The sequence below is a fragment of the Chryseobacterium rhizosphaerae genome (assembly GCF_003385455.1).
In the GTDB taxonomy this organism is placed as follows: domain Bacteria; phylum Bacteroidota; class Bacteroidia; order Flavobacteriales; family Weeksellaceae; genus Chryseobacterium; species Chryseobacterium rhizosphaerae.
Map to the genome: position 1 here is coordinate 40,267 of NZ_QNUF01000016.1, position 23,785 is coordinate 64,051.

Annotated in this window: 10 protein-coding genes; all 10 read left to right on the plus strand. The window is 36.8% G+C overall.

The annotated features are described in order from the left end of the window. Positions 1–61: 61 nt before the first annotated feature. The 10 genes from DRF57_RS14135 to DRF57_RS14180 all read left to right on the plus strand — a co-directional run bounded on the left by DRF57_RS14135 (position 62) and on the right by DRF57_RS14180 (position 23,783). Positions 62–2,644 carry a zinc-dependent metalloprotease gene (locus DRF57_RS14135; protein ID WP_174772378.1) on the plus strand — a complete coding sequence of 861 codons (2,583 nt, stop codon included), beginning with the start codon at positions 62–64 and terminating at the stop codon, positions 2,642–2,644. Between the two features lie 6 nt (positions 2,645–2,650). Then, positions 2,651–5,989, plus strand: coding sequence for a SusC/RagA family TonB-linked outer membrane protein (locus DRF57_RS14140; RefSeq protein ID WP_115919188.1), 3,339 nt, complete (start codon positions 2,651–2,653; stop codon positions 5,987–5,989). 12 nt (positions 5,990–6,001) lie between these two features. Continuing rightward, positions 6,002–7,321, plus strand: coding sequence for a RagB/SusD family nutrient uptake outer membrane protein (locus DRF57_RS14145; protein ID WP_115919190.1), 1,320 nt, complete (start codon positions 6,002–6,004; stop codon positions 7,319–7,321). A gap of 75 nt (positions 7,322–7,396) precedes the next feature. Then, positions 7,397–8,158 (plus strand): LytR/AlgR family response regulator transcription factor, encoded by a 762-nt coding sequence (locus tag DRF57_RS14150; protein ID WP_115919192.1) that lies wholly within the window; start codon positions 7,397–7,399, stop codon positions 8,156–8,158. Between the two features lie 103 nt (positions 8,159–8,261). Next, positions 8,262–9,719, plus strand: a complete 1,458-nt coding sequence (locus tag DRF57_RS14155; RefSeq protein ID WP_115919194.1) for a hypothetical protein — start codon at positions 8,262–8,264, stop codon at positions 9,717–9,719. Between the two features lie 353 nt (positions 9,720–10,072). After that, on the plus strand, positions 10,073–10,579 hold the full coding sequence (locus tag DRF57_RS14160; RefSeq protein ID WP_047493437.1) for a M15 family metallopeptidase: 507 nt from the start codon (positions 10,073–10,075) through the stop codon (positions 10,577–10,579). Between the two features lie 331 nt (positions 10,580–10,910). Further along, positions 10,911–13,088, plus strand: coding sequence for a hypothetical protein (locus DRF57_RS14165; RefSeq protein ID WP_115919196.1), 2,178 nt, complete (start codon positions 10,911–10,913; stop codon positions 13,086–13,088). Further along, positions 13,081–16,116 (plus strand): EndoU domain-containing protein, encoded by a 3,036-nt coding sequence (locus DRF57_RS14170; RefSeq protein ID WP_115919198.1) that lies wholly within the window; start codon positions 13,081–13,083, stop codon positions 16,114–16,116. The genes DRF57_RS14165 and DRF57_RS14170 overlap by 8 nt, the downstream gene beginning before the upstream one ends. 21 nt (positions 16,117–16,137) lie before the next feature. Then, the gene (locus DRF57_RS14175; protein WP_115919200.1) at positions 16,138–16,515 is read left to right on the plus strand and encodes a hypothetical protein; all 378 of its coding nucleotides are present in this window, start codon (positions 16,138–16,140) and stop codon (positions 16,513–16,515) included. 380 nt (positions 16,516–16,895) lie between these two features. Next, positions 16,896–23,783, plus strand: coding sequence for a hypothetical protein (locus DRF57_RS14180; RefSeq protein ID WP_115919202.1), 6,888 nt, complete (start codon positions 16,896–16,898; stop codon positions 23,781–23,783). The last annotated feature ends 2 nt before the right edge of the window (positions 23,784–23,785 follow it).

Below are 23,785 nucleotides of genomic sequence, written 5' to 3' on the forward strand. Positions count from 1 at the left end.
TATATATGATTCTCTTTACCTATAGCTTTGCCCGCTGAAACTAAGATATTTACTATTTGGAATGAATCGGACTATTTTAATGAAGAATTACAGGCTGGCACTGTATTTAGGACTTGCTGTGGCTTCGCCGGCAGTTCTGGCACAGAAAAAAGATTCTGTAAAAACGACTAAAGAAAAAACTGAAAAAGCTGACGTTTCTTCGAAAAAAACAAAAAAAATTGAAGACCTGATCAAAAAAGGAACTTATAAAAAAGGACTTTTTAATACGATCCAGGTAAAAACGGATGTCTATTTTGAAATCCCTGACAGCCTGATGGGTCGTCAGTTTTTGGTGGTTAATAAGCTCTCTCAAGTACCTATGCAGGTAAATGAAGCTGGCTTAAATAAAGGAATGAATTATGAAAATAAGATCATTTCTTTTCACCGCGATACGGTAGCTAAAAAAGTTTGGGTGAGAACTTCAGAGGCGAAAGTCTCTTCCCCTAAAAATGATGCTATTACAAAATCGGTAAAAGATAACTTCTCAGAATCTATTATTGAAGTTTTTGATATTGAGGCTCAAAATTCTGATTCTACAGCGGTAGCCATTAAGGTTAACAAAATTTTTGACGGAAATCAGAAAAGCTTTAATGATGTTCTGGCTAATGTAGGATTGGGAGGATCAGTAAAATCTAGTCTTTCTTACATTGAAGGAGTGAAGACCTTCCCTCAAAACCTTGTGGTAAAATCCCAGCTGTCAACATCTGTGAATGAAGGAGGCGTTGATCTGCCGGTAACATTGGGGGTAACCACTAATCTTGTCCTGCTTTCTAAAATTCCAATGAAACCGAGAGTTTCTGATCCAAGAGTTGGTTTTTTTACAGAAAAACACTGGACATTTAACGATGGCCAACAGAAAATGGATGAGAAATTCTTTATTACCAAATGGAATTTGGAGCCTAAGGATGAAGATAAAGAAAGGTATTTGAAAGGAGAATTGGTAGAGCCTAAAAAGCCGATTGTATATTATATTGACCCATCCACTCCAAAGCAATGGCGTGAAAAAATTATAGCAGGAGTTCATGACTGGCAAGTGGCTTTTGAGCAGGCAGGTTTCAAAAATGCGGTTATCGCAAAGATGCCGGATGAGAAAGATGAGGATTTTGATATTGATGATGTAAGATATTCGGTGATTACCTATGCGGCTTCCCCTAAGTCTAATGCGATGGGACCTTCCGTAGTGGATCCGAGAAGTGGTGAGATTATAGAAGCGGATATCATCTGGTGGCACAATGTAATGACTTCACTTCAGGAATGGATGAGAATTCAGATCGGGCCTATAGATCCGAAAGCCAGAGGAAATAAATTCAGTGATGAATATATGGGAGAGGCTATCCGATTTGTTTCGTCCCATGAAGTAGGACATACTTTCGGATTGAAACACAATATGGGATCTTCCTTTGCATTTCCTGTAGAGTCACTCCGTTCCAAAGAGTTTACCGATAAGATGGGGGGGACCGCACCTTCCATTATGGATTATGCCCGTTACAACTATGTTGCTCAGCCGGAAGATGGAGTTACAGCTATTACTCCAAAAATTGGAATTTATGATAAATATGCTATCGAATGGGGCTACCGTTGGTATCCTGAAGAATTTTCCGAGAAAAAAGCCCTGAGAAATTTAATAGAAAAACATGAGGATGACCCTCTGTATTTTTATGGAGAGCAGCAAAGCTATCTGGAAACCATAGATCCTCGTTCACAATCTGAAGATTTGGGTGACGATGCTATGAAAGCCAGTGAGTACGGGATGAAAAACCTGAGAATTGTGGTAGATAATCTTTTAAAATGGACTTATGCGGATGGTAAAGATTATACGGATGCTGGTAAACTGTATTTAGGAGCTATTGGACAATGGGATCTGTATACCGGTCATGTCATGGCGAATGTAGGAGGGATTTATCTGAACAATACCAATTTCGGAAACAAGAAAAAAGCTTACGAAGCAGTACCTGCAGAGACCCAGAAAAGAGCGGTTGATTATCTTGTGAAAAATGCGATCAACCTTCCGGAATGGTTATTTTTTAATCCGATCTCAGAGAAAACATATCCTGTTAAAAATTCTCCCATGGGTCCGTTTGAACAGACTCCGTATACCTTGGCAAGAGGAATGCAATATGCGAATATTTATTCCCTGTTGATGGATGACAGACTGTTGAGACTCCTGGAGAACGAGTTAAAACATGAGGTTTCAGGATCAAAAGAGGAAATATATACTGTTGAGAATTTATTTGATCAGGTAAGAGCTGCTGTTTTCAGTAAAAAAGGAAGCCTGACTATTCTTGAAAAGATGACGCAGAAGAACTATGTGGATGCTTTAATTGTTTCGGTGAATAAATTATTTGAAAAGACTGCAGTAAAGGCACTGAAGGTAGACAATACCCTGAAAATGCCAATGATCTGTAATTTCCATGAAGATGATAAGGATCTTAGAAACATTAATTATTCCTCAATGAAAAGAGTATCTGAAGTAACGACCTATAAAAGGGCAGAACTGCATAAGGTACTGGATTTACTGAACAGAACCAGATATAAAGGAGATGATGCCTCAAGGGCTCATTACACAGACTTAATTATTCGAATTGAAGAGGCTTTAAATAAATAATCGGCTATGAAAAAAACTCTAATACTTTTACCTCTTTTGGCTGCCAATATTGCGCTGGCTCAACAAAAGAAAACAATCACAGGTAAGGTCCAGGATGGCAATACCTCACAGATCATTGCAGGAGCATCTATAAAAATAGAAACACAGTCGGTTTCTTCAAAAACCAATCAGGAAGGAATTATTGAAAGTGTTTCAATAGGTACGGTAACAGATAAGAACGGGAAATTTGTTTTGGAAATTCCTGAAGGTACAAAATCCGTATTGGTAAGTTATCTTGGATATGAATCCAGACTGATTCAGATGGATGAAGATCAGACAAACTATAATGTGAAACTGATGGCTGTTTCGGATGAGGTTTCTGATAAAAATAAGATCCAGGAAGTGATCATTACAGGATATCAGAAAATTGAAAAACGTAAGCAAACCTCAGCCGTTTCAACGGTTAAGATGGATAATATTAACCAGGCAGGTGTTGCCAGTGTTGACCAGATGTTGTCAGGGCAGATTGCCGGGGTAGTGGTTACTCCTGAAACAGGAGCTCCGGGAGGGCCTGCCAAGATCAGAATCAGGGGAACAGCTTCTTTATCCGGTCCTCAGGATCCGTTATGGGTAGTAGATGGTCTTCCTTTGGAAGGAAATGATATTCCAAACTTTAGTGATAAAGATAATATTGATCAGCTTCAGAACTTTTCAATTGCAGGGCTGAATCCAAATGATATTGAAGATATCACCATCTTAAAAGATGCCGCAGCAACAGCTATTTATGGAGCCAGAGCAGCTAACGGAGTAATTTCCATTACTACCAAAAGGGGAAAGAAGGGGAGTATGAGACTGAATTTTTCAGCAGATACCTTCATTACATCCCGTCCTGATTTTGACAAGCTTAATCTTTTGAACTCTAATGAAAAAGTAGATCTTGAGTTAATGCTTGCCAAGCGTGCAGATCTGACGTATCGTGCAGATAAGGGGGAGGTAATGAGAATTTTAACCAAAAACGGGCAGCTGGACGCTTTCAGAACCGGAGGTTTAGATGGGCTGGATGCACTGACCCGTCAGCAGATTGACGGCCTGAGAGGTAATAATACAGACTGGGGAAAGCTGCTGTATAGAAATGCGATCAACAGACAGTATGGACTAAGTCTTTCTGGAGGGAGTGACCGTTCGGATTACTATTTCTCATTAGGATATTTTGATGAAGAGGGAACAACAATAGGTACAGGGTTCAAACGATATAACCTGACCTTGAAGAATAATTATAAGATAAGCGATAAATTTAATGCAGGAATCTCTATTTTTGGAACTCAAAGTGAAAAAGAGTCTTTCATGACGGATGCAGATGCTGCAGCTAATCCTATTAATTATTCAAGAAATGCCAATCCTTATCTGACACCTTTCAATTCAGATGGAAGCTATAAATACGATCCGGATATAGACGGTACAAGAGATGCCTATATTCCTTTCAACTTTTTGGAAGAAAGAGCGAATACAAGCTATACCCTAAAAAATTATTCATTAAAAGGGATATTGGATTTAGAGTACAAGGTATCCAAAAGCCTTAAGTTTACCTCACAGTTAGGTATGCAGTATGATACCAATAAAACGGAAAAATTTGCTGCTGAAAATACCTATTTTACCAGAAAGATGAGAGAGGGAACCCGTTATTATAAAGACGGAGCAGCCCGCTACTTCTTACCGGTAGGAGGAGTAAAACAAAATTGGGATAATGATTTCTTTCAATACAACTGGAAAGTACAGGGGTTGTATAGTACAAGAATCAATTCGGTACATGAGATTGATTTAATGGCTGGAACTGAAATTCGTAAAACAGAGGATAATACCAGGGTTACCAGAGCTTTTGGTTTTAATAGCCTAACCAAAACAGGAACTCCGATTATATTTCCTAACTCTGACTTTGCTGGAGATAAAAAATACGAAACCTACCGTGAAATGCCTACGGTAGAGAATGCTTATGCTTCTATGTTTGCAACGGCTTCTTATACCTATGACCAGAAATATACGTTTTTCGGAAGTGTGAGATATGATGGGACCAACCTTTTTGGAGTCAATAAAAAGTACAAATATCTGCCAATCTGGGCCGCTTCAGGTTCCTGGTTGGTTACCAAGGAAAACTTTATGAAGAATGTACCTCTTATTTCTAATCTTAGATTAAGGGCTTCTTATGGTTTACAGGGAAATATTGACCGTAATACATCACCGTTTTTTATCGGAGAATATGGGGAAGCAACCATTCTTCCAGGAAAAAAAGAAGAAATTATTAATGTAATAACTTCTCCGAATGACAAGCTTCGTTGGGAAAAAACAACCAATGTGAACTTCGGAATTGATCTGGGATTGTTTAAAAACCGTATCAACCTTACTGCTGATGTATACAACAGAAAGGGAACAGATATGATCAGTATGAGAGAAACACCGCTTGAAACAGGTTTCAATTATACGATGATGAACTGGGGAAGTTTAACCAACAAAGGCTTTGAGGTAGCCATTTCAACCAGAAATATCGAGAAAGAAAATTTCAAATGGTCAACCACTATTAATTTTGCTCATAATAAGAGTAATGTTATTACTGAACAACCTCGTCAGAACTCAATGCTTCCTTCAAGAGAAGGCCTTCCTGTAAATGCTGTATTTGCCTTGAAAACGGCAGGGATGGATGAGAATGGAAATCCTATGTTCTGGAAAGGGAATGAAAAGATGAAAATTGAAGACTTCTTTAAACTGTATGATGTGTATGAAGAATTCCTTCCAGGTCAGCTGGTAGGGACAAAGCTTACCGCTGAAGAAATGAGAGGTCTGTTCACTTACATTGGAGACAGAGACCCTAAATTTACCGGTGGTATTATAAACACCTTTAAAGTACATAATTTCGATCTTACTGTTTCAGCAGCTTTCAGCTTTAAACAGACTGTGATGAGGTCGCCTTCTTACAGAGGAATGGATCTGGACAGAGGAAGAAATTATACAAGGGATATTTATGAAGCAGGAGTTTCTCTTCCGGCGATAACAAGTCCTAATATGGAAAATAATCCGGGATGGATGGGTAACAAATGGCTTACCGATAGCCCTAATAATGCATATGGGCTGCTTGATATATGGGCGAAAGAGATCAGTTACCTGAGAATCAGTAGTATCCGTTTAGGATATACACTTCCTAAAGAATTTACGAGTCCTATGGGAATCAGCAGTCTGAGATTGAGTGTGGAAGGTCGTAACCTTTTTGTATTCAGTAACGGATATAAAGGATATTTTGATCCGGAGACTTATGGTAATATTTATGCACAACCTATTGCCAAATCAGTTACAATTGGCTTTAATGTTTCTTTTTAAAACTTGAAAAAAATGAGAAAAATAACTACATTCATTGCTCTTGCAGTCATTAGCTTTACAAGTATAGGATGTGACCGGTTTCTGGACATCCAGCCTGAAGGGAAAGTAATCCCGGTTAGTGTTGAAGATTATAGAAAAATACTTACATCAGCATATTCCAAATATCCTATTCATAAATCCCTTTCTGCACTTCGTACAGATGAGATGGTGATCGATGAAGATACCAGTGATTTTCCTTACTACCGTGAACTTTCAATGTGGAAGGATAGCAATTATGATGCTGAAACAAAAGAATTTCAGTGGGCTGATTTTTATACGGTAATCTTCTACCTGAACCAGGCTATCAACGAGGGAAGTAAGACCATGAAAGACTCTCCCGAAAAAAATCAGATTTTGGCGGAAGCTTACGCGTTGCGTGCTTATTCCTATTTTGATTTGATTAATTTATATGCAAAACCTTATAATGGTGTTACAGCCTCTGCAGACAGGGGAGTTCCCATTAGCCTTATAGCTGATATGGAAGCTGTGTTAAAGCCTTCTTCAGTACAGGAGGTCTACAACCAGATCCATGAAGATATGGAAAAGGCGAAAGGACTTATGGTAGAACAGAAGCAGGCTGCCGGTGCTAACTATAAATTTTCCAAAAATGCATTGATGGCTTTCAGTGCAAGAGTTGCTCTTTATCAGGGAGACTGGAATAAGGCGCTGCATGAGGCCCAAGAGCTATTGACTGTAAAAGGGGAATTAAGTAATTTAAATACCAGCAATACCGCCCCTAACCATTATGCTTCAGTGGAATCTATTTTAGCATTAGATAATCCGTTGAATACCAATGTGCAAAATGTAATTTTTGCGTCTCCGGAATTGATTGCACAATATAATACCGCTACAGACAAAAGATTTGGAATCTATTTTGAGAAAAGTAAGAACAAATATAAAGTGATCAAAGGAGGTAGTAATGATTTCAGAGTGTCTTTCAGAACAGCTGAATTATACTTTATAAAATCTGAAGCATTATTGAAACTAAACAGGCTTGATGAAGCTAAAGAAGCACTGCTTCCGGTTTTAAAAAACAGATATACAACAGACGGATACACTTCCGTTCAGAATCAACTCAACGGGATGAATACAACAGACTTTATGAGTTTTATTCTGGATGAAAGATTCAGAGAATTTGCCCTTGAAGGTCACAGATGGTTTGATTTGAGAAGAGCAAATCAGAAAAAAATAACGCATACCGTACTAGGTAAAGAATATATTCTTCAACAAAACGATCCGAGATATACCATAGAATATCCGATGAGTGCGAAGAAGAATAATCCGAATTTATAACACTTCATATTAACACCCTTTGAAACCGCTTGAACTTGATTGTTTAAGCGGTTTTTTTGTACTTTTGCCAATAGTATGAAAATTGCCATTATAGAAGATGAATTGCTGGCTGTTAATTATCTGAAAACCCTTTTGGATAATCAAAGCATAGTCCCTGTTACAGAGACTGTTATTCTTCGTTCCAAAAAGCAGGCAATAGATTTTTTCAAAAAAGATTCCGCAGATCTTATCTTTATGGATATTCATCTTGGCGATGGAATGAGCCTGGAGATCTTTGAGCAGGTAGAACTGTTTACTCCTATTATTTTTATCACGGCATTTGATGAGTATGCGATGCGGGTTTTCAGACATTTTACCATCGACTATCTCCTGAAACCTTTTGAAGAAGAAGACTTACACAAAGCATTACAGAAATTTATCTCCATCAGGAACAATTTTGATCCGGAATCGACCTTAAAATCCATTTCTACCTTACATCAGGGAGGTTCTGAAATGATGAAACGTTTTATGGTAAGAGAAGGAAATAAACTTAAATCCATAGACGAGCATCATACAGCCTATTTCTTTGCATCGGGTAAATATCTTTTCTTAACGACAAAGGATCACCAGACCTATATTTATGATGATACCATTAAGGATATTATTCAAAAATTAAATCCCAATGTTTTCTTTAAAGTGAACCGCAAGTTTATCATTAATAAAGCGGCAGTCACTGAAATTATTAAACATTCAAGCCAGAAAGTAGAATTGAAGCTTTCCCCCGAACCTGAAGTGAATACTGAGGTTTTTATCAGCAAAATACAGATCGCTGAATGTTTAAACTGGCTGAACAGCTGATATACTTTGTAAAATATCCGCATCTATCTTAGAGCCTTTCCAGAATAAGGTGTCTTATTTTTTTGTATTTTCCATCCTTCAATTAATGATTAACCATTGAATCATGAAAATATATCTATTAGCTGCTTTATTATTTTCTTCTTTAGTATGGTCTCAAAAGATACAGCTGAAGAAAGACAGGATCCTGGTCAATGAAAAAGAAGCCGGAATTCTAAAATCTCCTTACCGGGATCACTTTGAGTTTTATACCTTAGCCAACGAAAAAATTTTTGATGCCGATCTCAAAGGGGTTACCCTGGCAAAGGACCAGTTTCTGTATTACCTGGATATGAAATCGGCAGATGGAAAGACCACTCAGATTCCATATGAAGTATTAATCACCTCTTTTAAACCGGACAGAATTGTTGCCCATCAATTAGCTGTAAAATACCATCTCTTCGGTGAAAATGGTTTTGATAAAAATGAGGTGGAGAAATTCTTTGCAACACCGAGAGAAAATTTAGCGGATAAATACCTTACCGCAAAAACCAACAGCATTGCAGAAGATAATGAAAGAAAGAGCAGACTTGATAATATCAGAAGTCTTTATAACCCAAGATTGGGATCAAAAGGTGAAATTCTGATCAATAACGGAAATTATCCTGCTAAAATAATCGGCTATGCCAAAGGGTACAGCTGCGCTGGATTTAATACGGCAGGCTCATGTCTGGAAGTAAGTGATCTGGATGGTATTAAGGTAGCTTCAATGTACCAGACACAGGGGATCAAAACATATGCAGTAAGAACTTTTGATCATAATGAGTTTACTTTTACTGCGACAAGACCGTACGCCCAGTCGGATTATGCTTTTGTCAACGAGTTTATAGCCAACCTTTTTATCCAGGGTTATACACTGGAACATCAGGCGTATTATAAAAATCAGGAGCTTCAGCATGCAAAAGTGACAGATGCCGTCAACCGCAGTATCAATTTATATGATGTTCCGGGGTATCTGGTAGAAAAATCAGGGAAGAAGACGGAAGGAACGATCTCTATCTGGTTTGAAATGCTGGATACTGAAAGAACCGGTCAAAAGCTTCCTGAAGGAGGGGCTGACTTTTTTGGGCAGCGGGTTACTTTAAAGAAACAACTGCCGGGAATAAGAAGTATGGCCACCAAAATTTATGATGCAGACTCCGGTGTATATTTTTGTGTGGCTGCCAATGGAAACGAAGAATGCTATTACGGATTGGATGTAAAAGGGGAGTTCATGAAGAAAATGCAGAACTATGGAAGCCTGTACGGTAACAATTCCTATTTCTACAGGCTGATAGCGAAGGAAAATAAAATCATGCTGCTCCGGGATCCTGTTGAGCTGCAAAAATATGTCATCAAAACAGACCTTCAGCCCAAAGGGCAGATGCTTGATAACAGATCAAACGATAAACTTTCAGAAAAGCTGGCTGATTATCTCAAAGATTGTAAAACAGTTTCTGATCAGTTGAAAAAAGAAAGCTTTGATCTTAAAAACGAAGAAAACCTGATGCAGATTATTTCTGACTACAGTAAATGTAAGAAGTAGATCGCAGATCAATACACAACCCGTAATCCGGCAATAGAGCTCTCATTCTATTGCCGGATTATTATTTATAGGGGAAATTATAAGATTTTAATTTTCTTTCAGAAAAAATTTAATGCGTCAAGTTTTGACGTTGAGGGCCTATACTTTTGTTTCAGAAATAAACAACAAGCTATAATGATGATACCACTTTTTATGAAAATGATATTCACATGTCCGAAAATCAAAGATCATAACGAAGGAGTGTAAAATTTTCACATTTTTTTATTACAAAATATAACACGTCAAGTTTTGACGTCAGCCTGAAATAGCTTTGCTTAAGAATCAAACACCAAATCACAAAATAGTAATCATCCATGGATAAACCAAGTGAAAACAGAATAAAAAATCTCCATCCATTGGTAAGGCAAGAAGTCACACAAATTGTAAAAGAATGTGATGAAGCCCTTACCGGGAGAGCAAGAGTGAGGATTACCCAGGGGTTAAGATCCTTTAAAGACCAAGATGCATTATATGCGCAGGGAAGAACAAAAGCCGGAAAAAAAGTCACCAATGCCAAAGCCGGACAAAGTATTCACAATTACGGATTAGCGGTAGATATCTGCCTGATTATCGACGGAAAAGTAGCAAGCTGGGACACTGCGAAAGACTGGGATAATGATGGCGTAGCCGACTGGTACGAATGTGTAAAGATCTTTGCAAGACACGGCTGGGACTGGGGCGGAAACTGGAAAACCTTTAAAGACCTGCCACATTTTGAACGAAGCTCCATCTGGAAAGGGGAGCGAAAGATCAAAGCATCCTGGAGAAACTTACAAAATTTACCAAAAGATAAAGACGGATATGTAATTTTCACCAAATAATCCCGGGATTATTTCACAGTGAAAATCAATAATGCAATCAACCGGAATGATTGTACAGGAAGGGGTTTGTCTTTACCGGAAAAAAAATAGACCTCTTCTTATTGAACAGTAGGTAAAATCTGAAAAAATTCTGAATAATAAAATTATTGAAGCAGCTAAGATACATGAAGAAAAATCATATTGCCTTTTTAAGGAAACACTACTTAAAAAGCAACCAGGCTTAGTATTCTTAAAGCCCTAATTGACCTTAATCATTCAGAATGCTTTTCAGTTTTTAGGAGACTGATCATTACCACCGTCTTATCTTTTATTAACACCAAAAATCACAAAAATGCCACAAAATATTCCATCGGGAAGCTTGTCAACAGCTCCCGACAGCAAAGGGCTTAACGTACGGCCAGATCTGTTGCCGGAGTCTTTCTTCTTTCTGGAGAAAGGAAAGATTTTCTCGCAAGACCCGGCCGGAAAATTTGGAGCTTACGGGACTGTATTCAGGACCACCTCCAAAGTAAGCTTTACCGGCAAAGTATATACTATTTGCCAAGGGCAGGTATTTTTACAACCTTGTGGAGATGACTCCACTAAAGTAAATGCGATCCTGAAGCCTTTTAGTCAGCCGATTAAAGGACTTGCGATCAAGTATATCGTGTACAGAGGCCTGAACAGGTTAGATTTCTTTCAAGGCGATCTGATCACATCAGGAACACCAACAGGATTTATAGACATCATCAAAAAAGAGTTTACAGGTCTATATAGTATGTTGGGAATTACTGCACCTGCGTTTACCGCTCAGCATATCGGGTTTCCGGCAGGAACTACTCAGTCAGTAGATGATCTTATTGATGATTATTTCCTTAAGATTTCTAAAGTTGAAGTCACGGGAAGTACTGCTACTGAACAACCTAAAAAAGCTTTTGAACTGCCTATGATCCCAAGAGGAACCCATCTTGGAAATGTCACTGGAAGCATAGGAATTGATATTGTACTGAACGAAGGAGATTATACAGTAGCCAATGATCCGAACCCATTTCAGTTGAATCTGGCTTTTGCCCGAAGCGCTGACCACGTCTTAGATCAGGCTATTGGTAATACAGCTTTTAAAAAGAAACTGATCAGGGAAACAGCCACCCAGTTCCTTGATATTGCAGCCTTTTATGGCTTACACACGCAGGGAAAAGGAAAAATTCATATGAGTGACAATTCTGTCCTGCAAACGGTAGAACAGATTGCCAGTCAGATTTCAGGCTTTAAAACAGCTGAGACCACCTATTTGTATATCCAGGGCAGCAGACAGAGATCCTATAATTTCTATGGAAATCAGAACCTGGAAGGAAGTACCAACAATATTAAAATCGGACCAACGGCTAGCAACCTTTCCTTAGAGCAGTTTGAAGCAGGCTGGCCGGTAAAAGAGTTGGTTGCACAACCATCATTGGTAGTTCAGCTGACCACGGATAACAATGATGCCGCTGCCATGTACGTAAAACAAGGTGTTTTACATGCAGATACAGCCAATGAAGATTATTTTATCAGAGGTAAAAACTTATTGCAGGAAGAAGGAAATGGAGTAGATACCAACTTTACGAAGCCTATTACTTTCAGTTTAAATAAAACAAGTGCCAATAAAACGGTTGCTTCGTTTGTACAGTTGATTTATGAAGGGAAAACAGTGAAAATTACTTCTGAAACGCCAGGTCCAAACCCTGGTGATCCTGCTATAATTACAAGTTATGATTTGAAAGACATTGATGACATCTTTGGATTGATTAATGTAACTCCTAAAGTTCAGTCTAAAGGAGGTAATGAGCTTGTCTATGTCATTGATCAGAATTTGTTGTTGATTGATTTTGAAAATAAAGCAGGAGGAAAAGATGTTGCAACAGTGACTACTAAAAAAGTAGAGGATCTGATCATGAAAAATGATACGGAAAGTTTGCCAAGAGTTACTTATGAGACGTTGTTGAATAATATCCGACAGAATACTACCAGTTACTATGAAAGTAGAATTGCTTATCAGGATAATTCTAATAGTGGCACTATTTCTTATAGTAATAAAAATAATAATTTTTATCAGCCTGAGAAACCTTATTATTTTAAAACTGAACAATATACCACTCCTGAAGGGAAATCTAATATGGGGTTATCATTAGGATTGGAGCAAGGTAAATTACCAAGTAAGAAACTGCTTGGAATTACTAATGACGAAAATAAGGAACTTATTAAGGCTGTTAATGAGAATCAATTAAACAACCCCAAATTTTATTTTAATAATGAACTTGGTGCTGAATCCAGTACTTATCTATCATTAGAAGGAAAAGAATATAAAAAATACAATTTATTTATAATAGGAGAGGATCAAAATGGAAAGCTCAAAATTGTTTCTCCAACTACTAATGTTAATGTAACCACGATAGATCATATAGCTTTTACTTCCAGTGAGTACGCAAAGTGGGTTCCTTATCTAAATTCTATTGAAAACCAACCAGTTAATATTAAGATATATGAGTGATATAGCATTGTTACTGGCTACTGGTATTGTAGTCAGAAAAAAGGGAAAAAATAAATTTGGACAATCTTATGAATTATTACCTACAGAGAATAATAAGTACCAAATGACGTATGAAGGAAGGATTAGCGAGTTTGATATATCATTTGAAAACTCAAAAAAAAGATACCAATATATATCTTATGAGAATTTATTAGAAGGGGATAAGAAAATATATAAATTTAAATCTTTTGGTGGTTTTTGTACTGATGAAAAATATGCAAAATATAAAAATTATTCTATTAGTTTAGAAGAGTTTATGCAAGCTGATGGATGGTTTGATACAAACTTTGAATTAGCTCAAATTGGAGATTTAATAACCATAGAGATGTTGGATTTCTCAAATCCCAATAAATACTATAGACAAAAAGTATATACTTTCAATATCGATAATACGAATATTGATTTTACAAATCCATTGGAATTTCCAGCTAATACAATCCCTCTAGAAGAATCTATTAATCTTCTTAATACAGATTCAGGTAAATTTTATACCAAAAATATATTGCAACTGAATAATATTTCAGAGAAGGAGGATTATGTAAAAACATTAACATACATCTGTTTCAGAATCTCTTTTATAAATAGCGAAATTTTAGAGACTATCGCAATGAAATCTGTAGCAGCAATTAAAAACGCATTTGTACAAAAATATGTGAATAATGATCCAACATTATATAATAAGCTCGAGAAAATCGATGTATTAGTTGGAGGTTTATTAAAAGATTGGGGTTTTATTGGAAATGTTGAAGCTACTTATTTATTTGAAAATAAGCCAATCACATATGTTAATTCTTATTTTAAATCTTTGGCAAACTTTCATAATGTATTAAAATCTGCTAGTGAACTTAAATATTTTCCTTATGATCAATATGGAAATCCTAAAAATTTTCAAGGGCAAAATCTTACAAATGATATGCTAGATGATGAAAATGGAAATACAATTCATGTTTCTCAAGAAGAAAAAGATAAAAAAGATAGTGAAAGAAGGATTTTATATCTTTTAAATTACATTGGGACAGATGGACTAGGTGTATTCAGTTATGATCAGCGATTGAACTTATTAAAGGAGATAATAAGAAAAAGTAGTATAAAACAAGAACCGATTAACGATGTAAGTCAAAATAATGTTATTAAACTTATAAATACATTTGTCAACACAGTTGAGAGCAATCAATTTTTAGATTTTTTATTAGAAACTGAAAATAAAACCAACACAAATTTTGAACTTCTATATAATAAATTAGATGATGGTAGATTAGAACGTTATCCAATTATATCATGGTTTGTGAATGAAGCAACTAATCGAAAATATTTTGTTTATACAGTTTATAATATCTGGAAAATTTCAAAGTATAATTTGTATTATGATTCTACGGGAGGCTCTGGAAGCTTAGATGGCGTAAATCCTAACTCTTTTTTCCTTAATGAAGGAAAAAAATATTATCCGAAATTTAATAGTGCAGGAAAACTATTAAAAGGAAGTAATCCAGTATTGGAATTTTCCATATCAAAAGTAGATGAAGGAGGTTCCTCTTATTTTCAAATACTTAATTCTTCAAATTCCTATAAACCAAAAAAAGAATTTGAAAAAGAGATAATTACAATAAATTATGTAGAAAAAGGTTTTGTTTCAGTACCTACTTCTCAAGGAACTTATACATCTTTCTTTGAAGCAGCAGAAAAAGAATATGGGAGATATCACTTATACCAACCTATTTCTTTATTAGGATATGAAGCAGATTTAGACTTGGACGTTCCTAGCCTAGTGCCAATACCTGCTTTTTTATTTTATTACGCTGAAGATTATAATACGTTAAAAGATTTTGATGCAGCTGTTTCTTTTACAATACAGGTAACTGTAGATTTAGCATTGTTTTATTTTACTGGTGGCGCATCAGCCTTAAAACATCTTTCTTATCTAAAGTATATTTATAATTTTAGAAAAGGGGCTGTAGCAGCAGACGCTATTTTATTTTGGCGTGGCATTGATGTGGGGGCTGAAGTGGTAGGAGTTACCTCGGGTGTTCTAACTGCTTATTTTGATTATCAATCGGTTGTAGATAACAATCCATCATTAAAAGATCTATATAAGAAGTTAAGTAACTTCTTTTTAATTCTAACTTTAGGAACAGCGGGAGGAGCTACCTTTGCAAGAACAAAAACAGTAAAGGCGGCGGACGATATCTTAGAAGAAATGGCTCGGCTAAATAATCTTAATCCACCTGTGAATCATAATCTACCTGCAAATATTATAGATGTAATTGTAGCAATTGGAAATATTGATCAAAAAATTACATTGATGTATAATAAAATTGTAGGGTTGGATTTAAATGGGGTAGCCAATAGTGTTGTAAATAAGTATAATTTAACTAATTTATCAAGAACAGAAAGGTATCAGTTTTATAATGACTTTTTTAAATTGGAAGGTAAAGATAATTGGATCAAAATGAATAATAATGATGCCGAATTTATTGATATATGGAAAAATGTTGAATTGAAATCATTCCGAAAAAATATCTGGTTTTTGGAAAATACAAGTTTAATGAAAAATTCTAGTGAACTGAATGACGAGATCTTTGTTGGAGTAGCTGAAAGAACACCAAAAAAAGGTATAACAAATCCAGTTAATGTGAATGACTATAGTTATAAAGGTAAAGGAATTCACCATAAAGATGGTTTAAGAATAAATGATCCAAATAGTTTAGGGGAGATTGTAGGCACAGAAAACTATATAGGAAAAGGATTTTATGAAGCAAAAATAAGAGTTTGGAATGCTCATCTAGGAAACTGGAAAATGAAAAAAGAGTTAAGTACCTTTTTTCCAGATAATTGGTCAAGGCAGAGAATACATGAAGAGTTAGCAATTGCCTTTAACAATAAGAAATTTGGGGGTGGTAATGCTTATGATGGAAAGATGTCGAATGGTATCAAAGTTAGATTTCATATTGATAATGGAGTAATCAGATCAGCATATCCAAATTTTAAGTAAATTTAAAAAATAATTAAAAATATGAATCAGAATATAATTAATCAATACAGTATATCTTTTCAAAATAGAGTTGATAACTGGGATATATTCGGAAAAGAAATAAATAAAATAATTACTACTAACAATAAATATTTGACTTCTTTTTTAATTAGTTGGAATTCGGTTGAACAAATAAATAATTCATTATTGCCTGATATTAATCAAGCATTGATAAGTCCTAATATAGAAGTTGATAGTGATTCTGCAACTGTAGATATTATAATGTTTAATAATTTAGTAGATTTTTATGATGATAGTAATGGTTATGTTAATAGTATTCCATTACAAGACTTTAAGGAAATTGTAACAGGATGGAGAGATTTCTTAAAGACACTTCCTTTAGGTGGCTCAAAGGTATAATCTTTTAGAGTATATTACTTCTTATATATTAATTCTAATTATTAGGTTTTTAATTTTTAAATAATGCAGAATGGAATGATAATATGATGAGTTAGTGTATATATTATTGGAAGACTCATAAAGATTGTTCTCTTTATTGAAAAATTTAAAAAATGAACTAACTGAACATTTTACAAAAACAAACATTAGAATTCCCCAAAATTCTTCGAGGTTCTATACTCACACTCTTACAGAACTAAAAATTCTACCATTCTAAGGTTCTTCGCAACCAAAAGATTCTAGAGAAAATATAGTATTGTGGCCAGTTAAAGCAATCCAACTGCTTTCGCTAGGAGCTTTGTATTTAAAGTTCCGGCCACCCCAAACACAAAATTATTTTTATGTCAAATCAAACACCGGTAACACACAGGTATTACCCGAGGTTATCCTCTGTGGTTACACAAGACGACATCCCGGACATTCTGGGATTCTTAAAACCGGGGATTACGAACCTCCTCGATAAAATCTATTATAAAGATTTACAATATAGTAAAGGGCCGAAAGGAGATTCGGCGTTTTACAGCTTATCTGTCGTTTCCAAGAGAATCGATATTGAAATTCCGGGGACCGGGATTTCATTAGTCCTGAACGGAACAGATGACACTGCCATCTCCGCATTTCCGATTACCGTTGAATACCAATGGAAGATTCTGGCGTATTTACACTACTTCAGCTTAGGAAACTTTTCCTTTGAACCTCAGCAGATCTTCGAGGTAGCACTGAGAGTGCTCAATGTAACGGAAGAACAGGCCATCGCGCACTTTGTGAATACATTTGTCAAACCTGTTAATCAGAATACGACACCTCTGATGCAGTTTGTCAGTGATATTAATGCTGCACATGGTTTAGGGCTTGAGACAGTAACGGATACGACTACAGTAACACAAATTGTAGAAGATATCTACACAAAATCAAATAATAAATATGCCTCGCTTGTAGCTTTTGCAACCTATTTGCTTTCCAACAACCTTCAGGATACAGCGGAAAAGGTAAAAACCTTTTTCAAAGCTTTAATGCCACAGGATATTGATGAGTTCATCAAGGAAGTGGTCATTCCGAAATTTAAGGCAACACTGATGCTGTCAGCAGCCATCGAATTTCCGAGAAGCATTTTAAAACCGGTAAATCCGCTCAAGCACCCGACTGCTCCTCTAGAAGTAATAGAGGATGAAAATGAGAAAGTAAGCATGAGTTTTGGAGAAGCTTTATTCTATGCGGATACGGAGAAAGGTTTCGGATATAATATGGACCTGGTACTGAATATGAACCATCCTGCTCAGATTGGAAATACAGGTTTTGTGATCGATATCCACAACCTGAAAATTGACCTGAGTAAAACGGAAAATATTGCAGAAGCCGATGCAGACGGAAGACCCAAGGAATTTATGGGCGTGTATATGGAATACACCGAAATTTTCCTTCCGAAAAAATGGTTTAAAAAGAAAGATCCTGCAGTAGACAAAAAACAGACCATTGGTATTTCAGCGAATCATATGCTGATCGGAACCGGAGGACTCTCCGGAAATATTTCCATTAAGCCTACCTATGCTGTTAAAACAGTGGGAACACAGACACAGGTCGTAGACTATTTCAGTGAATTTTTTACACTTAGATATCAAAATCTAAAAGTAAAATCAATGTCTGATTCCACAGAACATGCCATTGCCGATAAAGGTGCACTGATTACCTTTATGAACGGACTGGACTCTCCGTCTCAGCTTAAGTTTGTATATCCGATGGGACTGACAACAGCGGCTGGAGATTACAGGGAATTTCAGAAAGAAGAAGATTATTATAAATTCCTGGCTAGCCTATCACTAGACAGTCTTGGCGAGAAAGACCGTACATTATGGTTCGACCTTGGAAAAGACCCTGAAAAAGCATGGGAATTAGGATTCAGCCATTTTGATATTGATTTCCACCAGGGACAGGTCGTGCGTTCATCACTGGAAGCGGGGTTGAAAATCAAGAAATTTAAATTGTATGATGGTACTACAGACCTGATTATTAAAGTGAACGGAGAATGGGAAAGTAAAGAGAATTTCAAGCTTTCTGCTGCCTTCCTTCCATTTGGTCTTCCACTGAACCTTTTCGATATCCTTACCTTCAACTTACAAAGAATAGAAATTGGTAAGAAAAATGACAACTTCTTTATTGAAGCAGATACTAAAATTACCTTCCCTACAGGTTCATTTGGAGAAAAACTCTTAGGAGAAGAAGGAATTGATCTGCCGGCAGTCCGCTATTACGCCAGCGGTAAATTTGAAATTGCCGGTGGAAGTTCTATCATTCCGATCAACCTTCACCTGAATTTAGGACCTGTACGTATGGCAGTAACAGCTATCCATATAGGGACTATACAGCGAATGTATAAGGATAAAATGCGTACTTATAATTATATCGGATTTGATGGTGGAATCAATATCAACCCATTAGGTCTTGATGTAAGAGGTAATGGTGTTAAATATTATTATACCGCTGATAACGATGAATACGGTGGAAGTAAAGACGACTATTTCCATATCTCCACCTTAGAAGTTGATTTGGTGATTCCAGGATCGGCAAGTGCAAGTGCTGCCGTAGCGATTATTAAAGGAGCGCTTACTATTCCAGAGCCTGGTGTTTCAACAGAATACAGAGGGAAAGTTTCCCTTCAGTTGCCGAAAATGAATATTTCCGGTTCTGCAGAAATGGCTTTCGACCCTAAATATCCGGGATTCCTGGTAGACGCAAGCGTTGAACTTCCGTTTGTCATTCCATTAGGTTCGTTTGGTATTTTCGGATTCAGAGGATTAATAGGATACCGATATATTGCCCATAAGGAAGCAATCGGAATGACCGAAAATGATACCTGGTACGACTATTATGTACATCCGCAGCGAGGAATCAACACGGATAAATTTATCGGACCGCAGCATACTCAGCAATATAGTGCACCATTCTCCTTTGGTGCGGGGGCTTCCCTGGCTACCTTAGACGGACGTCTTGCCTCATTACGTGCCATGGTATTGCTTTCAGTACCAAGTATGTTCGCCATTGATGCCGGATTAACGATCATCAGTGAGCGTCTCGGACTTACCGAAGATGACCCTAAAGTTCCGCCATTCTATGCATTCGTTATCGTAGGTGACAATTCACTTGAAATTGGAGCAGGAGGTAACTTCCAGCTTAACAAAAATAACGGGTCATTCATTGACATTAAGGCTGAAGTGCAGATGGGCTTCTTCTTTAAAAATCAAAGACCATGGTATGTCAATTTCGGAACAAGGGATAAACCGATCAGGGCCAGCTTGTTTAAAGATTCTGTGAATATCAAGGCTGAATCTTATCTGATGATTGCAGCTAAAGGAATTGAAGCCGGAGCAAGGGTAGATTTTAACCTGAACCTGATTATTGTAAAAGTTTTTGCGGCTATTGAAGTAGGAGCCCATATCAGTTTCGAAAGACCTCAGGTAGGAGGATACATTTACGTGGAAGGAGGAGCAGAGATCAACCTTTATATTGTAAGTGTTGCCTTATTTATCTCGATCTATTTCAGAGTGGAACTTATATTCCCGTTCCTGATCCTGGCAGAATTTAAATTCGAACTCAAAATCAAACTGGCGATCTTTAAAATTAAACTTAAAGTTCATTTAAGTATTAAATGGGAGAAAGGGGAAAATCAAGTAAATACCGATGCTGTACCACCTCTTACTTACAAATCAGACAGCCCGGAAATCGATTATCCGAAAGAAGAGCGATTGAAAAATGCCGTAAAAGGGGTTCATATGTTGACCAACGAGACATTTGACCTTCCTGTCGTTCAGGTTTTCAATGCACCGGAGCCATCCATTAAAGATGATGATAAACTGCCAACGATTCCATTGGATACCTACATCGATATTAAAATTGAAAAAGGACTTATTCCAACGCCGGTTGCAGGTGAGAAAATTGGAGGACATACCAGCGGAGCAACTGAATTTACAGATCTTATCCCGCCTCAGAAAACTCAGCCGGGAGGACATGTACTTCGTCAAGTGAAACACCAGTATTCCATTGAAGATGTAGAGATTAAGATTCTAAATCAACAGCAAAACGGATGGAATAAATATAATCCTTACAGAGCAGTATTGACTAATGATGAAGCAAACAGCATCGCTAATATTGATAAATTCAAATTAGGATTCTGGCAGAAAATCAATGATAAGTATGACACGATCAGAATTTTGGCGTCTACACCATTCTCATTCTTAGATTCTGCACAGCCGGGATGGTTTATTCCTGAACAGTATGGAATTACGGCTTCTTCATTATTCTGTACACAAACTGAGCCTGTATGGCATGAGTCTAATGTACTGGATAAAACAGTAGGAACGGTATATTACCAGCCGGCGGGAGCGCCGTTTAACTTCATTAATGGGGCTTATTACAATCTCTTAGGAACGGTATCAGATGCTACGGATTATATGGCTGTTTCGAATGCTTCCAATCCACATAATTATGCGAAGTCATTGAAGATCACCAATGGAAATACCATGGTTGTTCTTCTTCCGGAAGCCTCTGCTAAAGTAAGATTATTACTTTCTACAATGGCAAGTACGGTGACGATCAGATATTATAAAGATGTATTCTCTACTGCCATTTATCAGAACTATGCTATAATTGATGAGGTAACGAAGACAAAAGCAGAATTAGGAGCAGAGCTGATGTATGATGCAGCTAATTTCGGAGGACAGTATGTAAGTAAGATTGAAATTATTCCATACAACGCCAATCAACAGGAGATTGATGATATCAATGCACAAATAGATCTGATTTGGGCGAATGCTACAGCCAACACGACAGGTGAGGTATCCAGCGTAGTTCTTTCTCCAACGCAACAGGCTGAATACGATAAGCTTGTCGAAATAATGAAGGAATTGAAAGCCGGAGGATGTACCACTGCTCAGTGCAACGAACTGGACTTTGATGTGATGCATGTTGAAAATGGATATAACGGTGCTTTCGGATCAGGTATTGTAAACTTTGGACTGTCTAACGTAGCCACTAAGTGGGCAGATTATGAAACACAATATATGATGGTAACAGGAGATACTCCGCCATATGTTGACTTTAATACCCATTCTGTGATCTTCTTGTTTTTACCTGACAGCCCTCTTGCTCAATTTATCAAGCATAATAGTGTTGTATCGAAAATTACAGACAAAGCCGATGGTATTGATATCTGCTATTCAAGTGATTATCCGAAAGAGAGTACCAACAAAGTAGCGATCATTAAAGTGAGTAAGACCACTCAGAAGCCTCTTAATCTGAAGTTTACCCCTGATTGCGGTTGTGATGCAAAACCAGAACCTTGTACAAAAGATGTGAGACTTTGTGATTTCCTTGCAGGGCTTATGTATAATCTTAAACAGTGTGTTCAATATCATGGAGTAGATGATGTAAGCGAACTGAGGTATAATATGAAGTGTTTCTTAATCTTCATCGATGCGATCAATAGTTTTGATAAAGAGTTCCCACAATATAACCTGGTTCAGGGTATTGGATATGTAAGAGCACATTTAAAGAAACTGACTGACTATCTTAATACTGAAGGATCCACATTATCAGGAGCACTCCAGTTAACAGAACAGATTCGTGAAATTATCTTTAATCTTGGAAACTGTGGATGTGGTGATGACGATGATAGCGGAAATACAGTTACCCAATGCTATACTTTATTCCATAGAGTGAACTGGATGACTGTTACAGACTACGAATATCAGCAGACGATTCCGTCACAACCAGCCATACAGGCAGATATGGGACTGATGCAGGAAGCGATGAGTAAAGTGATACAGCCGGTTTGGAGACCTAACAGTGTCTATTACATCAATCTTAAACTGAAAGATAATGTGAACGGAGATACACCAAAGATTATTGACTATTACTTTGCCTTTAAAACAGCAGGGCCTATCGGACATTTTGAAAAGAAAAATGAGAAATATATCGAATACCTTAAAGATGCCAATGGAAATCTGACAGATAAGAAGAAAAATGCAGATGAATACCCAATTACCACTCTGAAATCATATATCGATATGAAAAAATCATATCCGAATGCAGACGGAGATCTTCTGATGGCAAAACCATTATTCTATGGTAACGAGCAGTGTAAAATAGAATTTTTCTTTACCAAGCCTTATATCTATAATATGCTTAAAACATGGCCTGCCCATACAGGAATGGGAGTTAAGGAGATCATTGGAAGTATTAATATCATGATTAAAGATCCTGTAACTAATGTTAGTCTTGAATATCCATTACCTCAGAACTGGACAACGCAGGAAACAGTACCGGTAACTCAGGAAAGCTGGGCCGAAGATGATCCAAACTTACCGTTGGGAATCCAGCAGATGCTTAACTATGTGAACCATGTGAATCAGGGGAACACAGGCATGGCTTGTGACATTGATCTCGGAGATCCTGTTGTGCCAAAATCATATAAATATTCAGTTGAGCTCACGAATCTGAATCCGGAAAAATTATATACCGCTATTGTATACAATGCCTTTGACGATGATGGAGACGGACATTATAAACCACAGATTACACCGGTACCGGGAAAACCTGATAAGGTATATGAAGAAAACCAGAAGATCCACGAGTTTGTATTTAGAACTTCGAGATATAAAGACTTTAAAGAACAGGTGGAAAGTTATAAGCTGAAAGAATATGATGATAAAGGACTTGTCGTAATAGGACAGAAGGATGCAATATATGAAGTGAAAGCAGATCTTAAGCAACAGCAGCTGGACGACCTTTATATATTAGCTTCAAAAGGTACCGAAAACCCATATTTAAAAGGGCTTGCCAATACCTATTCAGAAGTATTTGACCGTGCATTTGAAGGTGTGATGGGATTAAAACCATTAAATCCACCTACCAATACAGAATTTGTTAAGATTGTCAATACCAATAATGACGTAGTTGCCTTACTGATTAGAAATCCGGAACCATTCAATGATCCTAAAATTCCATTGGATGATATGACAGACTGCTTTAAGGTTCTTAACGCTGCGGGTAATAATGATGACAATTTCAAAGTAATCTATGCTAAAGATTATTCTCAGATTTTAGTGATGCACAAAAGCAAAAAGATCAGAGATCCAAAATTAAAACTGGAATTTATCTATAAGACCTGGGATGGAGTAAAATACGCTAAACAGGGATTACCAGTAACAATCAATGAATTACAACTAAACAATTAATT